Annotated in this window: 18 protein-coding genes, 2 tRNA genes and 2 rRNA genes (1 of these 22 cut by a window edge); 20 read left to right on the forward strand and 2 right to left on the reverse strand. The window is 34.7% G+C overall.

Annotated elements, in window-relative coordinates:
- The 5 genes from EB239_RS02320 to ymfI form a co-directional block, all read left to right on the forward strand.
- Window positions 1–1232: ribosomal RNA gene (locus EB239_RS02320) — 23S ribosomal RNA — on the forward strand (it extends 2051 nt beyond the left edge of the window).
- 32 nt (window positions 1233–1264) lie between these two features.
- A 5S ribosomal RNA gene (gene rrf, locus EB239_RS02325) occupies window positions 1265–1373 on the forward strand.
- A 10-nt stretch (window positions 1374–1383) separates the two neighbouring features.
- Window positions 1384–1458: transfer RNA gene (locus EB239_RS02330), tRNA-Asn, on the forward strand.
- Between the two features lie 13 nt (window positions 1459–1471).
- A tRNA-Gly gene (locus EB239_RS02335) sits at window positions 1472–1546 on the forward strand.
- Between the two features lie 128 nt (window positions 1547–1674).
- Window positions 1675–2412 carry an elongation factor P 5-aminopentanone reductase gene (ymfI, locus tag EB239_RS02340; protein WP_003869939.1) on the forward strand — a complete coding sequence of 246 codons (738 nt, stop codon included), beginning with the start codon at window positions 1675–1677 and terminating at the stop codon, window positions 2410–2412.
- 25 nt (window positions 2413–2437) lie between these two features.
- Here ymfI and EB239_RS02345 read toward each other — a convergent pair whose 3' ends face one another.
- Complete coding sequence (locus tag EB239_RS02345) at window positions 2438–3163, reverse strand: pseudouridine synthase (RefSeq protein ID WP_003869938.1); 726 nt, start codon at window positions 3161–3163, stop codon at window positions 2438–2440.
- 291 nt (window positions 3164–3454) lie between these two features.
- Here EB239_RS02345 and EB239_RS02350 point away from each other — a divergent pair, with 291 nt between their 5' ends.
- From EB239_RS02350 to EB239_RS02365, 4 genes are all read left to right on the forward strand, one after another.
- Window positions 3455–4504 (forward strand): LacI family DNA-binding transcriptional regulator, encoded by a 1050-nt coding sequence (locus tag EB239_RS02350; protein WP_003869937.1) that lies wholly within the window; start codon window positions 3455–3457, stop codon window positions 4502–4504.
- 71 nt (window positions 4505–4575) lie between these two features.
- Entirely contained in the window at window positions 4576–5901 is a 1326-nt protein-coding gene (locus EB239_RS02355) for an extracellular solute-binding protein (protein ID WP_003869936.1), read from the forward strand.
- Complete coding sequence (locus EB239_RS02360; RefSeq protein WP_003869935.1) at window positions 5898–6776, forward strand: carbohydrate ABC transporter permease; 879 nt, start codon at window positions 5898–5900, stop codon at window positions 6774–6776. Before EB239_RS02355 ends, EB239_RS02360 begins: the two co-directional genes overlap by 4 nt.
- Window positions 6763–7599 (forward strand): carbohydrate ABC transporter permease, encoded by an 837-nt coding sequence (locus tag EB239_RS02365; protein ID WP_003869934.1) that lies wholly within the window; start codon window positions 6763–6765, stop codon window positions 7597–7599. The genes EB239_RS02360 and EB239_RS02365 overlap by 14 nt, the downstream gene beginning before the upstream one ends.
- Before the next feature lie 201 nt (window positions 7600–7800).
- Here the strand turns inward: EB239_RS02365 and EB239_RS02370 are convergent, their stop codons facing one another.
- Complete coding sequence (locus tag EB239_RS02370; RefSeq protein WP_003871455.1) at window positions 7801–9219, reverse strand: transposase; 1419 nt, start codon at window positions 9217–9219, stop codon at window positions 7801–7803.
- 155 nt (window positions 9220–9374) lie between these two features.
- Here EB239_RS02370 and EB239_RS02375 point away from each other — a divergent pair, with 155 nt between their 5' ends.
- The 11 genes from EB239_RS02375 to EB239_RS02425 all read left to right on the forward strand — a co-directional run bounded on the left by EB239_RS02375 (window position 9375) and on the right by EB239_RS02425 (window position 22860).
- A complete protein-coding gene (locus EB239_RS02375; protein ID WP_003871342.1) occupies window positions 9375–11258 on the forward strand; it encodes a beta-galactosidase trimerization domain-containing protein in 1884 nt (627 codons plus the stop codon).
- A gap of 2 nt (window positions 11259–11260) precedes the next feature.
- Window positions 11261–12169 (forward strand): glycoside hydrolase family 130 protein, encoded by a 909-nt coding sequence (locus EB239_RS02380; protein ID WP_003871341.1) that lies wholly within the window; start codon window positions 11261–11263, stop codon window positions 12167–12169.
- A 14-nt stretch (window positions 12170–12183) separates the two neighbouring features.
- Window positions 12184–13074 (forward strand): glycoside hydrolase family 130 protein, encoded by an 891-nt coding sequence (locus EB239_RS02385; protein ID WP_003871340.1) that lies wholly within the window; start codon window positions 12184–12186, stop codon window positions 13072–13074.
- 217 nt (window positions 13075–13291) lie between these two features.
- Window positions 13292–14338, forward strand: a complete 1047-nt coding sequence (locus tag EB239_RS02390; RefSeq protein ID WP_003871339.1) for a nucleotidyltransferase family protein — start codon at window positions 13292–13294, stop codon at window positions 14336–14338.
- 29 nt (window positions 14339–14367) lie between these two features.
- Window positions 14368–15543, forward strand: coding sequence for a glycosyltransferase family 4 protein (locus EB239_RS02395; RefSeq protein ID WP_003871338.1), 1176 nt, complete (start codon window positions 14368–14370; stop codon window positions 15541–15543).
- Between the two features lie 20 nt (window positions 15544–15563).
- Window positions 15564–16613, forward strand: coding sequence for a beta-L-arabinofuranosidase domain-containing protein (locus EB239_RS02400; RefSeq protein ID WP_003871337.1), 1050 nt, complete (start codon window positions 15564–15566; stop codon window positions 16611–16613).
- A 53-nt stretch (window positions 16614–16666) separates the two neighbouring features.
- Window positions 16667–17644 carry a D-alanine--D-alanine ligase family protein gene (locus EB239_RS02405; RefSeq protein WP_003871336.1) on the forward strand — a complete coding sequence of 326 codons (978 nt, stop codon included), beginning with the start codon at window positions 16667–16669 and terminating at the stop codon, window positions 17642–17644.
- Between the two features lie 138 nt (window positions 17645–17782).
- Window positions 17783–18550 carry an SDR family oxidoreductase gene (locus EB239_RS02410; RefSeq protein ID WP_003871335.1) on the forward strand — a complete coding sequence of 256 codons (768 nt, stop codon included), beginning with the start codon at window positions 17783–17785 and terminating at the stop codon, window positions 18548–18550.
- A 25-nt stretch (window positions 18551–18575) separates the two neighbouring features.
- Window positions 18576–19154 carry a TetR/AcrR family transcriptional regulator gene (locus EB239_RS02415; RefSeq protein WP_003871334.1) on the forward strand — a complete coding sequence of 193 codons (579 nt, stop codon included), beginning with the start codon at window positions 18576–18578 and terminating at the stop codon, window positions 19152–19154.
- A 135-nt stretch (window positions 19155–19289) separates the two neighbouring features.
- Window positions 19290–20333: an IS30 family transposase gene (locus tag EB239_RS02420; protein ID WP_003869295.1), complete on the forward strand. Its 1044-nt coding sequence runs from the start codon at window positions 19290–19292 to the stop codon at window positions 20331–20333.
- A 310-nt stretch (window positions 20334–20643) separates the two neighbouring features.
- Window positions 20644–22860: a YhgE/Pip domain-containing protein gene (locus tag EB239_RS02425; protein WP_003871269.1), complete on the forward strand. Its 2217-nt coding sequence runs from the start codon at window positions 20644–20646 to the stop codon at window positions 22858–22860.
- Window positions 22861–22871 lie beyond the last annotated feature (11 nt).

The following is a 22871-nucleotide window of genomic DNA, read 5'->3' on the forward strand; positions in this document are numbered from 1 at the left end:
ACGAAAGGCGTAACGACTTGGGCGCTGTCTTGATGAGGGGCCCGGTGAAATTGTAGTACTCGTGAAGATGCGAGTTACCCGCGATTGGACAGAAAGACCCCGTGGAGCTTTACTGTAGCCTGTCACTGGATTTTGGTAATTCTTGTACAGGATAGGTGGGAGACGGAGAAGGTAGGGCGCCAGCCTTACTGGAGTCGGCGTTGGGATACCACCCTGGGATTACCGGAATTCTAACCTATAGCCGTGGAACCGGCGTAGGGACAATGGCAGGTGGGCAGTTTGACTGGGGCGGTCGCCTCCTAAAGGGTAACGGAGGCGCCCAAAGGTTACCTCAGCGCGGACGGGAATCGCGCGAGAGAGTGCAAAGGCAGAAGGTAGCCTGACTGCGAGAGAGACATCTCGAGCAGGGACGAAAGTCGGGCTTAGTGATCCGGCGGCAGTGAGTGGGAACGCCGTCGCTCAACGGATAAAAGCTACCCCGGGGATAACAGGCTGATCTCCCCCAAGAGTCCACATCGACGGGGAGGTTTGGCACCTCGATGTCGGCTCATCGCATCCTGGGGCTGAAGTAGGTCCCAAGGGTTGGGCTGTTCGCCCATTAAAGCGGTACGCGAGCTGGGTTCAGAACGTCGTGAGACAGTTCGGTCCCTATCCGTCGCGGGCGAAGGAAACTTGAGAGGCACTGCCCCTAGTACGAGAGGACCGGGGTGGACGAACCGATGGTGTACCAGTTGCACCGCCAGGTGCACAGCTGGGTAGCCAAGTTCGGAGGGGATAAACGCTGAAAGCATCTAAGCGTGAAGCCCGCCTCAAGATTAGGTTTCCCACCCGGCACTCAACTATACTTACTGGAGGAAGGCAAGATGTATTATGTGTATGTCCTGACAAATGAAAAAGGAAAGATATATATAGGCTATACGTCTAATATAAAGGAAAGGTATTTAGCGCATCAACGAAAAGAAGTAAAGAGTACAAGAGAAGGAAAATGGAGATTAGTATACTATGAAGCATATAGAGATAAAAAAGATGCGTTAATAAGGGAGAAACATTTAAAAAAGTCAGGACAAGGGCGTAGATGGCTAAAAGAGAGGATAAAGAATAGTCTTTCCACTAGTGAGTAGAGTTGAGTGCCGGGGTAAGACACCTCGAAGACCACGAGGTAGATAGGCCGGGGGTGTAAGAGTGGAAACACTCTTAGCTGACCGGTACTAATCAGTCGAGGACTTGACCGAGAAGGCTTTGTGCAGTTTTGAGGGTCTAGATTTCCGGTGGCGATAGCGGAGGGGAAACACCCGTTCCCATTCCGAACACGGAAGTTAAGCCCTCCAGCGCCGATGGTACTGCTTTCGCGGGAGAGTAGGTCGCTGCCGGAATTAAAAATATTCCTCAGTAGCTCAATGGTGGAGCAACCGGCTGTTAACCGGTAGGCTGTAGGTTCGAGTCCTACCTGAGGAGCCAACTTTTAAGAGATGCGGATGTGGCTCAGCGGTAGAGCATCGGCTTCCCAAGCCGAGGATCGCGGGTTCGAATCCCGTCATCCGCTCCATAAGAAAATGAGAGGTTCTGCGAGGTAAATGCAGAACCTTTTTTAGTATTTTTTATTGATATTGACATAATTTTATTTTTTTATAAAATTACAAAAAGAAGTGTCAATTAATTTAGAAGGTGAAAGAGATGTTAAATGGCAAAGTAGCGATTGTAACTGGTGGTGCTGGGGATATAGGAAGAGAAATTTGTATAGAGCTTGCAAAAGAAGGGGCTTCTATAGCAATACATTATAATAACAGTTATGAGCAAGCTGTTAAATTAAGAGAGTATATAAAAAGCAATTTTAGTTATGCGGAAATTTTTAAAGCAGATATTTCAGACAGACAGCAGGTAGACAATATGATTGATAGTATTTATAATAAATTTGGTCGCATTGACTATCTTATAAATAATGCAGGAATTGCCCAAATCAAACCATTTATAGAAATAACAGAAGAAGATTGGGATAGGATGATGAATGTCAATTTAAAAGGTCTTTTCAATTGCACACAAAGTGTTTTGAGGCATATGTTGCCTCAAAAACATGGGAGTATAATAAACATTTCTTCAATTTGGGGTATTTCCGGTGCTTCCTGTGAAGTACATTATTCAGCATCTAAAGGAGGAATAATAGCTTTTACAAAGGCTTTGGCAAAAGAGTTAGGGCCTTCTAAAATAAGAGTTAATTGTATTGCTCCTGGAGTAATTGATACTCGAATGAACAACATTTTAAATAGGGAAGAAAAGAAACACTTAATTGAGGATATACCACTTATGAGTATAGGGAAACCTCAAGATGTAGCAAATGCTGTACTGTTTTTATTATCTGACAAGGCAAATTTTATAACAGGGCAAGTTATAACTGTAGATGGGGGATTTATATAACAAGGCTTTGGTGAAAGCCTTGTTTTTATATCGACTTTTTCAGGAAAGATAGCTCTTTTTCAGACAATTCTCTCCACTCCCCAGGTTTTAGATTTTCGTCAAGGGTGAGATTATCCATTGCCAATCTTTTAAGGTATATGACCTTTTTACCGACTGATTCAAACATCCTTTTTATTTGGTGATATTTTCCTTCTCTTATATAAACGTAAACTTTCGACACATCAGAAGAAGAAAAAAGAATTTCAAGGTTTGCGGGAAGAGTTTTATACCCATCTTCAAGTATAATGCCTTCATTGAAAGCTTTAATGTCGCTTTCATTGACAAAGCCTAATATTTCAGCATAATATTTTTTTATAACATTCTTTTTTGGTGATAAAAGCTGATGTGCCAAGTCTCCGTCATTAGTTATAAGAAGCAATCCTTCTGTATCTTTATCAAGTCTTCCTACGGGAAATGGATTTCGAGCTTTTAATTCTTGAGGAAGAAGGTCAATAACTGTTTTTTCAACTTCGTCATATGTGGCGCTAATAACTCCTTTTGGCTTATTTATCATGATATATATAAATTCTTTGTAATTGATCTTTTCACCATCAAATAAAATTTCATCAGATTCAGTATCTACAATTAAACCAGCATCTTTTACTGTATTTCCATTTACCAATACAAGACCTTCTTTAATGAATTTTTTAACTTCTTTTCTCGTACCAATGCCTATATTCGATAAAAGTTTATCTATTCTCATTTTTGCCATGTAAATTACCTCCAAAAAGAGTCTATGATGTAATTATAACACGAAATTTTGTATTTTTAGAGTATATAATATTGGTTTATTCAATTCACTTTAAATTACTTGAATTATAAATTAGACAAAGTGCTGTGTTCTCTACTTTATTGTGAATATATTTCAAGTAATCGTTAAGATAAGATTATAACAAACAAAATTCAAGTAAAATCTATAATAATTCAAGTAAATTTTGCTTGATAATTAAATTCAAATGATTTATAATCTATTACAAGAAAACGATTTTTAGAGGTGTTAAGTTTGACGGCAATTAAAAGGAAAAAAGTGACCATGAAAGATATCGCTGAAAGGTTGAACTTATCAATTAATGCTGTGTCCCTGGCTTTAAATGACAAGGTGGGGGTGAGCGAAGAGACAAGAAAAATAGTTTTAAAAACAGCTGATGAAATGGGGTATTTTGATGAAAATCCCTCTTTTATTGCTAAAAATCATTTCAGAAATATTTGCCTACTGATTGAAGAGAGAAATTTCCGCGATACTCATTTTTATACAAAAGTAATTTTAGGTATAGAGAATGAAGCAAAGAAAAATAATTACGATATTTTAGTAAACTTCATGAATCAAGATGATTTTCAGGTACCTTCCAGTGTTGAAACGAGAAAAGTTTCAGGAATTTTAGTGGTTGGTACTATTAAAGATGAACATCTGGAAAAATTATTGAAGTATGATATACCAACTGTCCTTGTAGACCATGCTTCATTTACTATAAGTACAGATGCTGTATTAACTCAAAATATGCCTGGCTCATATATGGCAACACAATATCTTATTCGAAAAGGCCATACTCAAATAGGTTTTTTTGGTGAAATAGATTTTTCTTTAAGTTTTAAAGAAAGATGGTTAGGCTTTAACGAGGCGATGAGAAATGCAGGACTTAATGTAGATCCCATATTTAATGTAAATCCTGGATATTGTGTAATAGGACAGGTAGAACAATATGTTTTAAGCAAAAACTACAAAGAGGTAGCAAATATTATCTCAAAGTTAGATAAACTTCCTACTGCATGGGTATGCTCCAACGACAGTGCTGCTATTACCTTGTACAATGCATTGAGCATTTTGGGTATTAAAGTACCTGACGATATCTCTGTAGTTGGCTTTGATGATATTGATATATGTAACATTGTGACACCGCATTTGACTACTATCCGCATAAATAAAGAACTTATGGGAGCAAAAGCTGTAAAAAGACTTTTGTGGAGGATGGAAAACCCAAAAGAGCCCTGTGACCACATACGGATGGAGGTTAAGCTGATAGAGAGGGAATCAGTAAGGGAAGTTAGAAATTAAAAACTTTTAGAGGACATAAAAACAGCATTAAGCTGTTTTTTAAATAAAATTAATTTTTGGAGGTGTGTTTTATGAAAAAAATAGCTAAAAGTATTCTAATTTTACTTCTTGCTGCATCACTTTTGGCAGGCTGTGGGACTAGTACAAGCCAAAAGAATGAAGCATCACAGACAACAAAAGAAAAAGTTATTACAATCGATTTTTGGGCTGCTCCAAATCCTCCGCAACAGACTTTCTGGAAACAGATGGCTGAAGAATATGCAAAAATTAATCCAAACATCAAAGTAAATGTTAGCCCGATGCCTGAATCACCAACATCTGAAGCTGGAATTCAAGCAGCTCTTGCTGGTGGTAATGCTCCTACAATTTCAGAAAACATTTCCCGTGGTTTTGCGGCACAACTTGTAGACAGTAAAGCTTTAGTACCTCTTGATACAATGGATGGATGGAATGACATTGTAAAAACTAGAAATATGGAAAACACAATTCAGGCATGGGAGTTTGCGGATGGGCATCAATATGTATTGCCTATATATTCAAACGCGATGCTTTTTGCATGGAGGATCGATATTTTAAAGCAATTGGGATATAATGAACCTCCAAAAACTTATAGTCAAATTATTGAATTAGGGAAAAAATTAAAAGAAAAATATCCTGACAAGTATTTATGGGCAAATCCAGATTTAATTGACTCTACCTGGTGGAAAAGATGGTTTGACTTCTTTATGCTTTATGATGCAGCTTCAAACGGTAATAAATTCATAGAGGGAAATAATTTTGTTGCTGATGATAAAGCCGGAGTTGCTACACTTAAATTCCTTGAGGATATGGCAAAAAATAAGCTTATATTAACGCAAAAAGCTACGGATCCTTTTGAAACAGGAATAAGTGTATGGACAACAATTGGTCCTTGGACGTTTAATACATGGAAGGACAAATATCCAGAACTTAAGCTAAATGAAACTTATGTGCTTGCACTACCTCCAGTGCCAGATGGAATGAGTACAGATAATGTAAAAACATTTGCAGATACAAAAGGCCTTGTAATATATGCACAATCAAGTCCTGAAAAGCAAAAAGCAGCAATGGAATTTATAAAATGGGTATATTCTAATCCCGAAAATGATATGAAATGGTTTGAAATTACTAATCTTCCACCAGCAAGAGATGATGTCAATACAAACGAACAATTTAAAAATTACTTAAAAGATCATCCTGAGCTTCAACTGTATGCTGAATCTATACCAAATGCTATTCCGCCTATTGATAATGCTAAATTTAACGATATTCAGACATTAATTGGCCAAAAAGCTGTAAATCCTGTTGTGGCAGGACAAGTAGATGCACAAAAGGCTTGGGATGATATGAAAAAGGCGATTCAGGGGGTTCTTAAATGAAAAAAGGACAAGAGAAATTGGGTTGGCTTTTTGCCAGCCCATACCTTGTATACAGTTTAATATTTTTCGTAATTCCGCTTTTTGGAGCATTATTTTTATCTTTTACTAACTGGAATCTTATTTCACCTCAATATGAGAATGTTGGTTTTTTAAACTTTATTCAAGCAGTTAAAAGTCCAGGAGTAAAAGCGGCATTTTTTGTAACATATAAGTTTATGATAATATTTGTGCCTATGGTATTAATTGGATCTTTGGTAATTTCTCTTATTATAAACAGTTTGCCAAGATTTAAAAGTTTTTTTTCTGTAGGATATTTTCTTCCCTATCTTGCCTCTGGTGTTGCTACATCAGTAGTGGTAAAGGGAATTTTATCATATAACAGTGCTTTAAATGTGTGGTTAAGAAATACGTGGCATTTAAACATTGATTGGCTGGGTTCACAGATACTTGCTCCATTGATTATTGCTGTTATGATATCGTGGAAATTTATGGGTTATTATTCGCTTATACTGACATCTGGATTAGAGAGCATACCGGGTGAGGTATATGAAGCTGCTGCTATAGATGGTGCAACAGGTTGGATAAAATTTTTTAAAATTACGCTGCCACTTTTATATCCAGCTATGTTTACAGTGACTATATTGGCAGTTGGACTTGTATTTGGTATATTTACAGAACCCTATGTATTAACAGGTGGAGGACCTGGATTTTCAACAAATACATGGCAAATAGAAATATATAACCAAGCATTTAGCAAGCTAAATGCGGGTTACGGCTCTGCAATTGCAATTATTGATTCTGTAGTGACTTTTGTGACCATAATAATTGTTCGGAGATTGCTAGAAATTTGGGGGAAGAGTTATGGTTGGGAGTAAAAATAAGAAATTGCAACTTATATTATTGTATACAATAGCCATTATTTTTTTAATTATAATGGTATACCCATATTTGTATATGGTATTAAATTCGCTTGCACCATGGGATCAAGTTGATAGAAAAATAATACCAACAGGAATTACATTGAAATCTTATATTTGGCTTTTACGTGGAGGAGAAGATGTTACACCACGTCCGTGGCTCAGAGCCTTTGCTAACAGTATTATTGTAACAGTTTCATCAACATTTTTAATGATGGTTACAGCATTATTAGTTGCATATGCCTTGTCAAAAATAGTTTTTAAAGGAAGCAGAACAATAAATAACATTATAATGTTTCAGATGTTTTATCCATCGATTATTCTTTTGATACCTACGTTTTTGCTGGTGAGAAAATTAGGATTATATGATACTTATTGGGGTATGATTATTCCAAAGTCTGTAAGTTTATGGGCGATATTTATGTATACAAATTTTTTTAAAGCAATACCAAATGAGTTAATTGAGGCTGCAAAAATAGATGGTGCAAATGAAATTAAAATACTTTTTAAGATTGTTTTGCCAATGTCAAAATCAATTACAACAGTTATTTTCCTGTTTTTATTTATGGAAAGATGGGTAGAGCTTTTGTGGGATATGCTCGTCGTGCATGATCAAAATCTTCTTACTCTGAATGTTATGCTAGCACAAATGTTTGGACCATATGGTGCATATCCGGGACCAATGTATGCTGCTTCTGTAATTTTGACAATGCCAATACTTATTTTGTTTATAATTTTTAGCAAGAATTTTAAAGAAGGTATACAGTTTGTTTTAAAATAATTAGGTGATTGCAAAATGAGATAAATATTAGAGTAAAAAAGTTACATTACAAGGAACAAAATAAAGAAATTACATTTTAAAGGCACGCTCAAGAGGGGAAAAGAGAAATGGAAGAAAGATACAAATTCAAAAAAGACAATACCTAACACACCTTTTTAATGTAAAAAGGTGACAAACGAATCAAACCATAAGAACAAGTTATCAAGCCAAAAGTTTTTTCAAAGATAAAGGATGTTCAAAAGTACCAAGTTTTGCAGTAATAATTAAACCAATATGTTGAGTGATAGCCCCAAGAAAAACATCAGCTTTGATTGACCTGGTATTTATGAGTTTAAAGCTATCAACAGCGATAGAACTTTTTAAAAGAGAAATAGATTTTTCAATAATAGGGCGTTTTTCATAAAGTTTGGACCACTTTTTAGAGTTACGAGGGACAACAGTGTTTTTTCTAAAATCAATATCAAGGGTAGTATAGAATATTCTGCCGCATTTAGAAGAGGTACAGGGGTTATCACATTGAAGGATATAAGTAGTTTTACCGTTTAGTCTAACTTTTTTGGACATAGGGCAAAGCCATTTAATTCTGGTAGTTCTACCTTTTTCCCGGACGATGCCATCATAGGACATTTTAAGAGAAGGGTCACGGGGGCAGGTAGGGATACCATCAGAGTTAAAAGTAGGCTGAGGTAAGTTTTTAGAATTTCGAGGGTTAATAGGGATAATAGGGATTATGCCATGCTCTGAGAACAAGTATTTGTAATTATCAAAAGAATCAAACCCAGCGTCACCTAAGAAGTATCTATAAGAGAAATTAGGATGTAAATTAAAGAATTCCTTAAGAGAAGGGATTAAAGTTTTAGAATCGTACAAATCTTTAGACTCGGCAGCAGATTTAGCAGTATTGACATTTAAAGAATCATCGTCATAGAAACTAATATGCTGAATAATGCCTAAGCCATTAGTGAGGATGGTAGCTTTGATAGAGTAACAATAATGGCCATTAATATAAGAGAATTTAGCATCAGGATTAGAGTGAGCGAACTTAGGCATTTTAGAACAAGCATAAGAGTGGGCATCAAAATCAGGATTAGATTTAGAGAACTTTTTAATATTTCTATAAAGGGAATCAAAGAACTTAGGATTATTTTCTCTGACATAAGGTTGAAAGCCAGTAGTATCAGCGATGAGGATATTAGAAAGTGAAGGATTAATAGCCTGACAAATAGGCTCAGTTAAATTAACAAGATTATTGAAGAAATTCTCCAAATCTTTGAGGAAAATGGATTTAAATCTAGAGAATTGAGAAGGATGAGGGACTCTTTTAAAGCCACAAAGCTCTCTTAATTCTTTAGAGAGCTTAAGAACATGGACAAGGAGTTGAACAGTAGGGATAGAGAGAATTTTTTGGATAATCAAAGAAGTGAGCATAGATTCAAGAGAAAAATCCCTATGACGCCCGAAGTGAGAATAATAATGGGCGTAAAAAGAAGGTGGAATAAGTTCAGATAAATCAATAAAGGAATCAAAGAGTTTAATAAACTTGGGTTTATCTTCTTCAAAGAAGGATTGAACATCATCGTAAATATCGGAGAGAGAAAGTTGTTTAGCTTTGATTTTCATAGGATTTCCTCCATTTCTTTTTGGGATTTGGTTCTCTATATAAATTCGACGAAAGTGGAGGAATTCCTTTGAAAATATATAGCAGAATCCCTTAATCCATAAGGATTTTGGGATTCTGCAAAGACCTATTAAAATAATATGACGGAGGTAGAAAAATGGCAAAATTTGCAGATGAATTTATAATAGGAGCTAATTATTGGCCTAGGAATCATGGCATTGAAATGTGGAAAGAGTGGAATTATGATGAGATAAAAAGTGAATTTATTGAAGCGAAAAGCTTAGGCATTAATGTAATGAGAATAAATCTTTTTTGGGAGGATTTTCAGCCAAAGCCTGATGTAATATCAGAGGAAGCGGTGAAAAAGTTTGACGAGCTTATTAAAATATGTCATGAAGTTGATATGAAAATCGCGCCTACTTTTTTTGTGGGGCATATGAGCGGTGAGAATTGGGATGTGCCGTGGAGAGAAGGTAGGAATATATACAGTGATTCATTTATGTTGAGGTATCAAATTAAATTGGTACGCTTTTTTGCTGAGAGGTACAAAGATGAATCTGCTATTTTGTTTTGGGACCTTTCAAATGAGCCAGATAATTATGTAAAAGCAGAGTCAAGACATGATGCTTGGCTGTGGAACTATGTCTTATCAAATGAGATAAAAAAATACGACAAAAATCATCCCGTAACACTTGGAATACACCAGGCATCTCTTCTTACCGATAATAATTTTTATCCTGAAGACTTGCAAGAAGGAAATGATTTTCTGTGTATGCACGCATATCCAATTTATACAGATACATGTATAGACCCTGTAAATTCTATAAGAAGCACTTATATGGCACCTTTTGCTTCTAAACTAACCCAAGCTATGGGTGGCAAGGAAGTGCTACTGGAGGAATTTGGTGCAACTACACTTATGATGAGTGAAGATATAGAGGGAAATTATTACAAGGTGGTTCTGTATAGCCTTCTTGCGAATGAATCGATAGGTGCAATAGCCTGGTGCTTTGGAGATTTTTCTGTTGGCGAAAGGCTTCCCTATAATTCTACCCCCTTTGAAACGCAATTTGGTATAACAGCAGTTGATGGAAGAGTTAAAAAAGCAGGACTTGAAATAAAAGCTTTTTCTGAATTTATGAATAAAATTGAGTATAAGGATTTAAAACACAAAAAGTGTGATGCCGCGATAATCATTCCGGATAAGTATTATAGTGCTTTATTTGTAGGTAACGATTATACTCCAGAGAGAAATTTTAGGATTCTTTTAAATAGTTTTATACTGGCAAAGGAAGCAGGTATAGATGTTGAATTGGTAAGAGCTGATGGAGATTTTAGTAAGTATAAAATGCTTATACTACCTTCCGCTTATAGAAAAGGGCATTTAAATTATGACCAATGGGTAAAAATTATGGATTTTGTTAAAAATGGTGGCACTTTGTATGTATCATACGATGGAATTTCTGTAGAAGGTTTTGATGAGGTTTTTGGAGTTAAAACGCAATATTCTATGGTGCCCAAAAATGAGACAGTATCAATGCATTGTGAAGAACTTGGAATTGATTTAAATTATAAAGCTCTTAAATTTAATAAAAGACTTATTGCAAAGCCGACAACAGGCCGTGTAATTGCAAATGATGATGAGAATAACCCGGCAATAGTTATAAATAAATATGGCAAAGGGAATGCTATTCTTGTTACGTATCCTATTGAGCTCTATTTAAGTTATATGCCCGATGTATATAAGACTGACAGGTCTTATTTGATTTATAAGTATGCTAAAGAGCTGAGCAGAATAGAATACAACGTAAAAGTAGAATCTCCTTATATTGAAGTAAAAGAGTTTGATTATGGCAGGAAAACCCTTGTGTTCTTTATAAATCATGAAGACATAGATATTCATACTAAAATAAGAATAAGTAGAAAAACAAAAAATAATGAGAAAATACAAGATTTAATCAGCGGAAGGCAGATTAATTTAGAAAATTTCACAATAGAGGCTAATGGAGTAGTTGCAATTTTGCTGGAAAAGGGGGTATAAAGATGTTCAGGCTAACAAGACTTAGTAACAAACCTATATTGTCGCCAATAAAAGAGCATGAATGGGAAAAGGAGGCTGTTTTTAATGCAGCAGTAATATATGAAGATAATAAATTCCACTTGTTTTACAGAGCCTCTAATAATAAATTTGTTTTGAATACTGAAAAGCCAGAAGAAAAATATAAATTTGTATCCTCAATTGGGTATGCTGTAAGCGAAGATGGTATAAATTTTGAAAGATTTGACAAGCCTGTTTTAGTGGGGGACCCCCCACAAGAAGCGTGGGGAGTAGAAGACCCAAGAATTACAAAAATTGACGACAAGTATTACATGCTCTATACAGGTTTTGGAGGAAGGGACTGGCTGGATTTTAGAATATGTATGGTTTGGTCTGATGATTTAAAAAATTGGAAAGGACATAGAATTGTTCTTGATGAACCCAATAAAGATGCGGCGCTTTTGTCCGAAAAAATAGATGGAAAGTATGTGCTTTTCCATAGAAGAATGCCCGATATTTGGATTGCTTATTCTGATGATTTAGTAAATTGGTATGACCATAAGATTATAATGTCCCCTAAACCTTACACATGGGAGTCAAAGAAAATTGGCATAGCAGGACCTCCTATAAAAAGAGAAGATGGATGGCTTTTAATATATCACGGGGTGGATGACAACAATGTGTACAGACTTGGTGCAGCTCTTTTAGACTTAAAGGACCCATCAAAGGTTGTTGCGAGACAAAAAGAGCCTATTTTAGAGCCAGAGTTGGATTGGGAAATAAATGGGCTTGTGCCTAATGTGGTATTTAGCTGTGGAGCAGTTGAAGTGAATGACATGTATTACGTGTATTACGGAGCAGCAGATACCCATATAGGTGTAGCAGCCATTGAAAAAGAAAAAGTAAAATTTTAAAAGGAGTGTATGGAGTGATAAAATTAAAGAGATTATCAGATAAGCCAGTATTGATGCCAAAAGCAGAAAATGAATGGGAAAGAGCAGCAGTTTTTAATACTGCAGCAATTTATGACAATGGACTGTTTCACTTGATTTATAGGGCTACTGACATTGGACCTCACGCCAAATATGGGAAATATACTTCTCGCCTGGGGTATGCAGTTAGCAAAGACGGGATTAATTTTATGAGATTAGACAAACCAGTGATGAGCAATGAGACAGAACAAGAGCTCAGAGGATTAGAAGACCCAAGGATAGTCAAAATTGACGGCATTTATTATATGATGTACACAGGTTTTGGGGACAGGTTTCATGATGACTATAGGATTTGTTTGGCTACCTCCAAAAACCTTATAGATTGGGAGAGAAAAGGAGTAGTTTTAGATGAACCTAATAAAGACGCCTCTTTATTTCCTGAAAAAATCAATGGAAAGTATGTGATGCTTCATAGAAGGTATCCAGATATATGGATTGCCTTTTCAGAAGATTTAAAAAATTGGTATGACCATAAGCCTATCATTAAGCCAATTCCTGGAACGTGGGAAAGTGCGAGAGTCGGAATTGGAGGGCCGCCTATTAGGACAAAAGATGGTTGGTTTTTGATATACCATGCAGCTGATGACAATAATGTATATAGATTGGGAGCAGTCCTTTTAGATTTAGAAGATCCATCAAAGATTATTGCAAGGCAAAAAGAACCTATCTTAGAGCCAGAACTACAGTGGGAAAAAGAAGGATACATTCCTAATGTTGTATTTAGTTGTGGTAATGCAGTAAAAGATGATACTATTTACGTTTATTATGGGGGTGCGGATACTGTTATAGGCGTGGCGATATTAGAGATGAAAGATATCAAATTTTAGCAGGCTTTTAAAAGGCCTGTTTTTTATTTACAGAAAAGTACTTGACATGCCAAAAAGGATTAATTATAATACTTATTAGCAGCCGAATTTCAAGAGTGCTAATATATTTCTCCTCTTCTTAGTTCTTATCGTTCTTATAAATTATATCACTTGTATCACGCCCTTCTTTTGTTTTTAAGGTTAATTTTTGAAAAACTTCATAAAGGAGGGGTCTTTTATGAAGGCGTTGTTATTGGCAGGAGGTTTGGGAACAAGGCTAAGACCTCTTACAGATGACCTGCCAAAACCAATGGTTCCTATCATGGGAAGACCTCTTTTAGAAAGGATTATTTTAAACCTTAAAAAAAGTGGAGTAGATGAAGTTGTAATAAGTACTTATTATAAGTCTCAGTACATTGAAGATTACTTCAAGCCAAAAGAGGACTTAGGTGTAAAAATACACTATATTACAGAAGAATCTCCTTTGGGGACTGGTGGGGCAATAAAAAACGCCGAAAAATTTTTTGATGATACTTTCCTCATTTTAAACTCTGATATCGTCAGTGATATTGACTATGCAGATTTGATAAAATACCACAAGAGAAGAAGAGCTCAAGTAACTATTGCATCTATTGAAGTAAGAGATACTTCTCAGTACGGAGTTATAGAATTTGATGAAAAAGGCTTTATAACTGCTTTCAAAGAAAAGCCCAAACCAGGCGAGAGTAATTCTAAGTATATTAACGCAGGAGTATATGTATTTGAACCTGAGGTGTTAAAAGAAATTCCTGAAAATACAGTAGTATCTGTAGAGAGGGAGACATATCCCAAACTTTTGGAAAAAGGGTATAGAATGGCTATTTATAAATTTAACGGCTACTGGATAGATATAGGTACAATAGATAAATACAAAAAAGTTCATGAGGACATTTTAAAAGGAAAATCAAGATTTGTAAGTACTACTTCCTCAAGAGGCATAATTTTAGGAGACAATGTTAAAATTCATCCTACCGCAAAAGTGATAGGACCTGCTTATATTGGAAATAATACTGAAATTGATGCCTATGCTACAGTTGGTCCGTATACAGTAATTGGGAATAACTGTCGAATAGGTCAAGAGAGCAAAGTATCACAAAGTGTATTGTGGGATAATGTAAAAGTGCGCAGGTTTGCAAGATTAGAGAATGCAGTTGTCACTTCAGAATGTATAGTAGAGGTGAATATGGAAGTTAAAAATACAGTGTTTACAGCTAATAGATTGGCAAGTACTACGTTGACAACTTAATACTAAACAAACTAAGAAGGGGGCGTGATATGATGAGCGTATTGGGGAGAAATGTAGCATTTTTGAGCACTTATCCACCAAGAGAATGTGGCATTGCTACTTTTACTCAAGATTTAGTTAATGAAATAAAAAAGATAAAACTTATTAATTTTGCAGGAGTAATTGCAATAAACGATAATAAAACTTACGAATACGATAGTGATGTTAAATATCAGTTACAACAATTTGTAAGAGAAGATTATGTAAGATTAGCCCGTGAATTAAATGAATCTGACATAGATTTGCTCATTATAGAACATGAATACGGAATATTTGGAGGAGAAAGTGGAGAGTACTTATTAGATTTGGTAGACAATTTAAATATACCCTTTGTTTTGACAGTCCACACAGTATTATCAAATCCAAATGAAAAACAACTTATGATACTTAAAGAATTAGGTAAAAAAAGTGTTAAAGTAGTTACAATGGCTAAAAATACTATACCACTTCTTGAAAAGATATGTCACATACCTTCTAATAAAATCACTGTCATTCCTCACGGTGTGCCCAATCTTCCAGTATTACCCAAAGAAACATTGAAAGAAAGATATGGATTTAAAGGCAGAAGAATAATGAGCACTTTTGGTCTTATAAATCCGGGCAAAGGAATAGAGTATGGCATAGAAGCAATAAGTATTGTGGCTAAAAAATACAAAGATGTATTATACCTAATTTTAGGACAAACCCATCCAAACATAAAGAGAGAATTTGGGGAAGAGTATAGGGAGAAACTTCAAAAACTAGTCCATGACCTTGGAGTAGAAGATAATATAAAATTTGTGGACAAATATCTTACGAAGAAAGAGATTTTGGAGTATTTGAAGATGTCAGATATATATATGACTCCATACTTAAACAAAGAACAAGCTGTAAGCGGTACTTTAGCATATGCAGCAGGTTTAGGGAAAGTGATTATTTCCACTCCTTATATGTACGCTGAAGAAATTTTAGGAGAAGGAAGAGGATTGCTTGCTAATTTCCGTGATGCAAAGTCTTTAGCTAAACATATTGAGTATATATTTGAAAACCCTGAGAAAAGGCTGCAGATAGAGTCAGAAATTAAAAAATTAGGGAATACAATGATGTGGAATAACGTTGCTTACAGATATGTCATAATGATTTTGTCTGTATTGGACATTAAATCAAGGGAGGAAGTTGTGATATAGAGGAAGGGGGAATTGAAATAATGAAACTAGCAACTAAGTTTCAGCATCTTTTCAAGCTAACGGACGATACAGGCATTTTACAGCATTCCCTTTACTCTATTCCTGATTTGACAAAAGGTTACACTACTGATGACAATTCAAGGGCTCTCATTGCTGCTTCAATGCTATATGAAGTTTACAAAGATGAAAAATACCTTGATCTTTTAAAGAGATACCTTTCTTTCTTGATTTATGCCCAAAACGGCAAAGGATATTTTAGAAATTTTATGAACTACAATAGAGAATTTATTGAAGAAGTTGGCTCAGAAGATTGTTTTGGCAGAACTTTATGGGCATTAGGATATTTATTAAATACTAATTTGTCTAATGGTTATCAAAGTGTTGCTGTGACATTAATCAAAAAAGCTTTGCCCAATGTAGCAAATTTAAATTCTCTTCGCGGTAACGCTTATTTGTTAATAGGATTAAGCCTTTTATACAGTTCTGATGTTACTGAATTTAACAAAGAGAAGATAAAAAATTTGATAACTTCTATTTCAAAAAAAATAGTTCAAAAATATAGGGAAAACAAAGATGAAGAGTGGAAATGGTTTGAAAATATAATTACTTACAGCAATGCCGTACTTCCTTGGGCTCTTCTTAGGTCATACACTATTACAAGAGATGAAGAAGTCTTAGATGTTGCAAAAGAGAGCATGGAATTTTTAGAGAAAGTAACTTTTAGAAGTGGGTATTTTAAGCCGATAGGTTGTAAAGGTTGGTACAAAAAAGGAGATGAAAAACCTGCAGAATTTGATGAACAACCAATAGAGGCTTGTGAGACTGCTCTTATGTATACAGAAGCTTATAAAATTTTTAAAGAAGAAAAGTACAGAGAAAAAGCTATAAAATGTTACAAATGGTTTTTGGGAGAAAATTCAAAGAATGAAAGCTTAATAGATGAGGAGACAGGGGGTTGTTACGACGGTATAACTAAAGAGGGAGTAAATTTAAATGAAGGAGCAGAAAGCTTGATTTCACTGATTATAACTGACATGGTGGTGAATCACACAGAAACTGTATTTAAGTAGTTTTTCCTTTTCCTTTCAAAAATTTTTATAAAAATTGAAAAGGGTGATGCCATATGAAAATTGGTGTGCTTTGGAGGAAATTCAGGAATGTCGAATTTCAGAGGAAATTGACACCAGACAAAGTATATGACGATGCCTATGATGAAGCATACCATCATTATATGGCCATAAAAGAAGCTGGATTTGATTCAGTCCTCATAGAATGGAAGGAAGATCCATTAGAAACTTATGAAACTATAAAAAAAGAAAAGGTGGATTTAATTTTTAATGCCTCAAGTATGAAAGAAGTAGCATTTTTAGAAGTATTCAACATACCATATGTTGGATCTGGATTGGACGTAGTAGCAACTGATAAGAGAATGAGGAAGGACATTGTGGCTTCTCACGGTTTGCCTACGCCTAAATATGTAATTGCACAAAATCCTCAAGAAATTCCTTCTGTAGACCATCTTAAATTTCCTCTATTTGCAAAACCTATAAGTGGAAGAGGAAGTGCAGGTATAGATGAAGAAAATATAATTTATGATAAGGACAAACTTCCACAAGTAGTGAGCAAAATAACCGATAAAATAGGACAAGCAGCTTTAATTGAAGAATTTATTGAAGGAAAAGAAGTGACCGTTGGAATAATTGGATATAAACACCCACAAGTATTGCCTTTATTGGAAGTAGGATATAATAACGTTAAAACTAATACTTATGAACATAAAATGTTTGACAATGAGATAATAAAATGCCCTATGGAAGTATCAAAGGAAGTGGAAGAAAAGATTAAAGAGACGGCTTTAAATATTTATAAGGTTTTAAATGCAAAGGATTTTGCGAGAATTGATATGATTCTAAGCAAAGATAATGTTCCTTATTTCTTAGAATTGAATACATTTGCGGGACTTACAATGTCAAGTAGCAAAGGTGAAAAACATGTTCATCACGGATACATGGGTTATATGGCAAAAGCGGCAGGTTTAACAAGAGGAGAATTTATTAGGAAGATTATAGAAAGTGCTATAGAAAGGTATAAGTTAAAATAATTTATGCAACCCATTTATTTGATTTTTATAAAACTTTTAAGTTATACTATTTATGATAAGGTAAACCTCTTTGCTTTTTTAATTTTAATCATGAGGTTACCTTATCTTCTTTTATAATTAAAAATTGGAGGGTTAACTATGGATTTTAATGGGAAAGTAGTGATAGTGACAGGAGGAGGACAAGGAATAGGGCGGTGTATTGCGCGAACTTTTGCTGAAAAAGGAGCAAAAGTAGTTATAGCTGATATTGACGATGAAGCTGGCATAGAAAATGAAGAATATATAAAATCTAAAGGTGGAGACTCACTTTTTGTACATACAGATGTTTCTTTAGAGGAAGATGTTAAAAACATGGTAGATAAGACGATAAAAGCATACGGCAAGATCGATATTTTGATAAACAATGCAGGTATTGGAGCAGGAGGGACGATTTACACAAGGCCCATGGAGGAATGGGATAGAGTCATAAATGTGAACTTAAGAGGAACATATATGTGTTCAAAATATGTTGCTCCTCACATGAGAGACAATGGCGGAGGAGTCATAATAAATATAGCGTCTACAAGGGCATTTATGTCTGAACCTCATACAGAACCTTATTCTGCTTCAAAAGGTGGTATTATAGCCTTAACCCACTCTCTTGCAATAAGTTTAAGTTATGATAAAATAAGGGTGAATTCTATAAGTCCCGGATGGATAGAAGTATCTGAATGGAAGAAAAGTAGAGAAGCTAAAAAGCCCCAATTGACAGAAGAGGACCATTTGCAGCATCCTGCAGGACGGGTAGGTAAGCCAGAGGACGTAGCAAATGCATGTTTATTTTTATGTTCGGAAGAAGCTTCTTTTATTACAGGAGCGAATCTCATTGTGGATGGCGGAATGACAGTTAAAATGATATATGTTTAATTTCTTAAAAAGGGAATGAAGGAGAATGAATAAGACAAAAGAAAAGATTTTTAAAGCGGCGATAAAGACCTTTTCAAAAAGTGGATTTTACAAAACCACAATGGAAGAAATAGCGGAAAATGCTGGAGTAGCAAAAGGGACCTTGTATTATCATTTTAAAAGCAAAGATGACATATTGGAGTTTTTAATTGATGAAGGTATAAAGATTTTGAAACAAGAGGCAATAGAAGAGATAGGCAAGCTAAATAATGCTGTAGAAAAACTACGGAAAATCATCTTTGTACAGACTAATTTTTTGTACAGAAATCACGACTTTATAATAGTTTTGCTAAGCCAAATATGGGGTCATGGGGAAGTTCCTCGCAAATTCAGGGAGAAATTGTATACTTATCTTGAGCTAATAGAAAATATTATTAGAGAAGGCAAGGAACAAAAACTCATTGCTGATTGCGATGAAAAGATAGTAGCAGCAGCTTTTTTTGGCATGATAAGTTCAATTTTGGCTTTGAAAGTAGTAGAAGATAGTGACGAGAAATTTAATCCACAAGATATAACAGATAGTGTATTTAATTTTGCATTAAAAGGGCTTCAACTTCAAGGATAATATACACCTCAAAGGAGGTGTTTTTTATTTGGTTAGTTGTATAATTAAATGCAACAGATAAAAAAATAGAAACCATAGTGAAAATCGTGTATGATATAGGTGTCAACTAAACATCATACAAGGAGGATTTTCACTATGGTTCATAATAATGATACCACAAAAAATCGTTCTTTTAAACACTTAAGTAGCTATGAACGAGGAGAGATCTATGCATTACTCAAAGAAGGAAGAAGTATTCGGTATATTGCTAAAAAACTTAATCGATCTCCAAGCACTATAAGCCGTGAAATTAAACGTGGAACTACTACACAACTTAGAAGTGATTTATCTTCTTATACAAGCTATTTTCCTGAAACCGGTCAAGCTATCTACGAAAAAAATCGTTCAAATTGCGGAGCTAAATTTAAAGTAGCTAAAGCAGAAGATTTCTTGAAATATGCTGAAAATAAAATATTAAATGAAAAATGGTCACCAGATGCAGTTGTAGGCTATTGTAAAAAAGACCCAAGCTGGAATAATAAAACCATTGTTTGTACTAAAACACTGTACAACTATATAGATAGAGGATTATTAAAAGTTAAAAACATTGATTTACCTTTAAAACTACGTTTAAAACCAAGGAAGAAACAAAATCGTAAAAATAAACGTATTATGGGCAAAAGTATTGATTTTAGGCCTAAAGAAGTTGAAAGCCGTGAAGTTTTTGGGCATTGGGAAATAGATACGTTAATTGGCAAGAAATCTAATGACAAGGTCCTTTTAACATTAATAGAGCGTAAGACTCGCCATGAAATAATATTCTTATTAGATGCAAAAGACAATAAATCTGTTAAAGATGCATTATCAAAATTAAAAGATATGTTTGGTGACAATTTAAACAAAGTATTTAAAACAATAACATCTGATAATGGTACAGAGTTTAGTGATTTAGAAAGTGCTCTTTTAGAATATGGCGTAGAAGTATATTATACACATCCATATTCATCTTGGGAAAGAGCTACAAATGAACGACATAACGGTCTTATACGACGTTTCATCCCTAAAGGTAAAAGTATTAAAGATTTATCTATAGATACGATAAAGAGAGTAGAAAACTGGCTTAATAACCTTCCACGAAAATTGTTAAATTACAAAACGCCTAAGGAATACTTTTATGAAGAGCTGGCAAAAATCTGTTAAGCCCATCCCTTATAAAGTTTAGAGCTCGTTCGTGATTTGTCAAGGGGCAGGCTTCGCCTGACTTTAACCCTTGACAAATCACGACCTTCGCTCAATTTGTTAACTAAGATGGGCTTAAGGTTATATATGATTTGTTCCAAATCCTATATCTACATGATTTTCATTAGGTGTTGCATTTAATATTGCAATTTATAGTGTTTTTTATTTTTAAAATCAAAGGTACTTTTTTATTGACACATTGAGAAGAGGAGAATATAATAATAACTGTACTGACTGGTCAGTCTAAAAATCGATGAAAGGAGGAGAAACATTGAAAGCATTTAAAGTTGCAGCAAAAGAAATAGAAAAAATAATTAAAAGCAGGTTTATAAGGGTTGCAGTTATTGTTGTTGCCTTTATGCCTTTACTTTACAGCTTTCTATACTTATACGCTTTTTGGGACCCTTATTCTAAGTTAGATAAACTCCCTGTTGCAGTTGTTAATGAAGACAAAGGCGGAATATACGATGGCAAACAAGAGAACTTTGGAAATGAAGTTGTACAAAAGTTAAAAGACAACAAAGAATTCAAATGGGATTTTGTAGATTATAAAGATGCTATTGATGGACTCAAAGGGAGTAAATATTATTTTATTATTAGAATTCCGCAGGATTTTACACAAAATCTTATAAGTGTTGATTCTCCTACTCCGAAAAAAGCTTCTATTGAGTATATAACCAATGATAAGAAAAATTTCCTTGCAACACAGATTGGCAATAAAGCTATAGAAAGTTTACAAACCCAAATAGAAAATTCTATAAGAAAAGGGTATATTGATTCTATTTTTAAAAGTGTTGATGAATTAGGCAGTGGTTTAAAAGAAGCCTCAGAGGCAGAGAATAAACTCGCAACAGGTACCTTAGAGTTATATAATGGTGCACAAAAATTAAATAGTAGTATGAATACAGCTTTAGATGTAAGCAAACAAATAAAAGATGGTGCTTTAAGCTTAAATAATGGTATCAGTCAAGCGTTAAATGGTTCTACAGCTTTATACAATGGAGCAAATCTCCTTTCACAAAAATTTTCTGATGCAAGCAATACAGAAGCCTTATTAAATGGAATGAATTCATTACAAAATGGAATAACAGGAATTAATCAAGGATTAAATGATGCTTCTAATAGTGCCATTAAACTAAAAGATGGAATCAATTCTCTTGTCAATGGATACAATCAAGTAGGGCAAAATGTTTCTTCTTTTGCTGGCAGTATTTCACAACTGAAAAGTGGCTTGAGCCAAATTTCTACAGCTTTAGATAGTGCGCAGGTTGCTTTGAAAGATTATATTGCAAAACATCCTGAAGCAAGTAGCGACCCTGAACTACAAAAAGCACTTATTGCGATTGCACAATCTAATGCAGGGATTAATAGCATGAGTCAAAACTTAAATAGCGGTTTGACCCAAGTTCAGCAATTAAACACTGTTCTCGCACAATTGCAGCAGGCTTCCAATACAATTAATAATGGTATGGATTCTTTAGCATCAGGTCTTTCATATATGTCTCAAGCGTCAAGCCAACTTGTAGACGGTTCAAATAAATTGTACAGTGGCGTAGCACAGCTTAGTGTAGGCATAAATACAGCAGGAGAAAAATTAAAAGAAATTTCAAATGGCTTATACAGTCTCAATAATGGGATAAAAAGTTTAAGTGATGGATCCTCAAAATTATATAATGGTGCTAATTCTCTATATAATGGTATGGCACTTCTTAAAGATGGAACTAGGCAATTTGCAGATGGAGCAAAAAGTTTATATGATAATCAGAGGCTTTTAGCACGAAAATTAAGTGATGCAGCTGAGAAAATAGATTCATCAGGAATTACAACGGCTAAAAAGGATATGATTAATGAACCTATAATACTTTATACTAGAAGGCTTTATCCTGTTAAAAATTATGGAATTGGTTTTGCACCATATTTTATACCTCTATCCTTGTGGGTAGGCTCATTAATACTTTTCTTCTTGATAGATATTTTTGATAAAGAAAAATACGAAGGAATGAACAATGTCTCTATACAATTAGGAAAATTTATGTCTTTAGCATTAGTAGGCATATTGCAATCTGTGGTATCAAGTTTTGTGCTTGTAGAAGGACTAAAATTAGATGTGCGTAATTTATTGTACTATTACCTGATAAATGCTGTGATGTCTCTTACCTTTATCGCTATAATTCAGCTTTTTGTGATGCTCTTTGGCATTGCAGGTAAATTCTTTGCAGTAGTATTATTAATGCTTCAACTTACCTCCTCAGGAGGAACTTTCCCAATGGAACTTTTACCCAAGTTTTTCAACGTAATAAATCCTTATCTGCCTATGACTTATGGAGTTGCAGGCCTTAGGGAAGCAATATCTGGGAACAATATTAGCGCAATACTGCACAATATCTCTATAATTGCAGGATTTGGAGCGCTGTTCTTACTGTTTACAATACTTTTAGCAGAAAAAGCGGATAAAATGGAGATAACACAAAGGTTAAAGCAGATATAATTTATAGGGCT

The organism is Thermoanaerobacter ethanolicus JW 200 (assembly GCF_003722315.1).
GTDB lineage: Bacteria > Bacillota > Thermoanaerobacteria > Thermoanaerobacterales > Thermoanaerobacteraceae > Thermoanaerobacter > Thermoanaerobacter ethanolicus.